Genomic DNA, 2,500 nt, shown 5'->3' on the forward strand with positions numbered 1-2,500 from the left:
AATACTAGAAACAGCAGCACAGCCGAAAAGGACTGTTTGTTTGAAAATTCTCATAAAATATAAATTATATTAAGCAAAGAATGGATAACACTGAAATCAATTACAGCCTTATCCAGCTTTGGGTAAAAATAAATTTCGCTATATTCCTTGATGCAACAAGCAACAGGAATATAGCCATGACTTAAGCGCGTGAGGCCCGGTAGAAAGGCGCTGTAGAAGCAGGTAATGCCTGCTTGCCACGGATATGATCTGCAAGCTTTTCAGCCATCATGATCGTGGTTGCATTGAGGTTGCCTGTAATAATGAGCGGCATAATTGAAGCATCGATGACACGCAGGCCTTGCATCTCATGCACACGCCCATAACCATCGACAACTGCCATATCATCCTCACCCATTTTACAGCTACAGGACGGATGATACGCTGTTTCTGCATGATTACGAACAAATTCATCAATTTCTGCATCAGTTTGCAGATTTTTGCCCGGACTGATTTCTTCACCACGATAGGAATCCAGGGCGGGCTGATGCATAATTTCACGGGTAATACGGATGGCATCACGGAATTCGCGCCAGTCCTGTTCAGTACTCATATAGTTGAACAGAATACTTGGATGTTCAAACGGATCTTTGGATTTCAGGCGAACCCGACCACGAGATGGTGAACGCATGGAACCGACATGAGCCTGGAAGCCGTGTTCATGAATAGCATTGGTCCCATTATAGTTAATCGCCACTGGCAGGAAGTGATACTGGATATTTGGCCATTCGAACTCATCCGAAGAACGGATAAAGCCACCCGCTTCAAACTGGTTGCTGGCACCAATGCCTTTACCCAGGAATAACCATTCTGCGCCAATCATGGGCTGGTTATACCATTTTAATGCCGGGTATAAGCTGACCGGTTTTTTGCACTTATATTGTAAGTACATTTCCAGATGGTCTTGCAGGTTTTCACCCACACCCGGCAGATCCTGAACCACGGGAATATCCAGACTTTTTAATAATTCAGCCGGACCTACACCAGAGCGTTGCAGGATTTGTGGAGATGCAATTGCACCTGCACATAGTAGAACTTCACGATCTGCAAAGACCTGAATCGGCTGTAAGGTATTTTGGCCTTCAAAATATTCCACGCCAATGGCCTGATTACGATTAAACAGAATCCGGTTGGTCATGGCATGGGTAATAATGGTGAGATTATCCCGGCCTTTGGCCATATCCAGATAACCACGTGCCGTACTGGAGCGACGGCCTTGTGGTGTCACAGTACGATCCATCGGGCCGAAGCCTTCCTGCTGATAGCCATTCAGGTCATCGGTACGTGGATAACCTGCCTGCACTCCAGCTTCGACCATGGCATGAAACAGCTCATTATTACCATTCTTAGGTGTTGCGACTGAAACCGGACCTGAATCGCCATGATAGTCATTGCCGCCAATATCGCGGGTTTCAGCTTTTTTGTAATAGGGTAGACACTGCGCATAGTTCCAGTGTTCCAGACCTTTAAAGCTGGCCCACTGTTCCAGATCCATAGCATTACCACGGATATAGCACATGCCGTTAATCAGTGAAGATCCGCCCAGACCTTTACCACGGCCGCATTCCATACGGCGATTGTTCATGTGGGGTTCTGGATCGGTCAGATAGGCCCAGTTATAACGGCGGCCTTGTAATGGATAAGCTAAAGCAGCCGGCATCTGGGTTCTAAAATCCAGACGATAGTCCGGGCCACCTGCCTCAAGTAATAGCACCTTAGTATCTAGGTCTTCAGTTAAACGCGCTGCCAGAACATTACCCGCAGAGCCCGCACCGATAATAATATAGTCGTAATTCATTCATCCTCCCCTTATGCGTTAAACACGGATTGGAAAGGACTCAATTCCACCTGAACTGATTTGGTCTGGGTATATTGCTGTAGTGTGACAATACCGTTTTCGCGACCGACACCCGAATGTTTATAGCCACCGACAGGCATTTCTGCCGGTGATTCACCCCAGGTATTGATCCAGCAAATACCGGCTTCGATCTGATGAATGATCCGATGGGCGCGAGACAAATTAGGCGTGACTACACCAGCAGCCAGACCATATTCTGTGGCATTGGCACGTTGAATCACTTCTTCTTCCGAGTCATAACTGAGGATACTCATGACCGGTCCAAAAATTTCTTCTTGAACAATCGCCATCTGGTCAGTGCAGTCGCTAAATACAGTCGGTAGTACATAAGCGCCTTTGGCAAGTTCGCCTTCGGTCGCACGACCACCACCGATTAACACTTTAGCGCCTTGTTGTTTGCCCGACTCAATGAAAGACAACACTTTTTCCATATGAGGGAAGCTAGTGAGCGGACCAAAGTTTGTGTCTTCAGCCATTGGGTCACCAATGCGAATGCGTTTTACACGTTCTACAACCGCTTTTTCAAAGTCGGCTAAACGTGATTTTGGAACAAATACACGGGTACCGTTGGTACATACTTGACCTGAGCTAAAGAAGTTCGCC

2 protein-coding genes are annotated in these 2,500 nt (G+C 46.9%); both read right to left on the reverse strand.

The annotated features are described in order from the left end of the window. Positions 1 to 181: 181 nt before the first annotated feature. On the reverse strand, positions 182 to 1,837 hold the full coding sequence (gene betA, locus B4J23_RS11090) for a choline dehydrogenase (RefSeq protein ID WP_291360630.1): 1,656 nt from the start codon (positions 1,835 to 1,837) through the stop codon (positions 182 to 184). 11 nt (positions 1,838 to 1,848) lie between these two features. After that, a partial coding sequence (locus B4J23_RS11095; protein WP_291360631.1) for an aldehyde dehydrogenase family protein occupies positions 1,849 to 2,500 on the reverse strand: 652 nt, incomplete at its 5' end.

The organism is Acinetobacter sp. UBA3025 (assembly GCF_002367915.1).
GTDB lineage: Bacteria > Pseudomonadota > Gammaproteobacteria > Pseudomonadales > Moraxellaceae > Acinetobacter.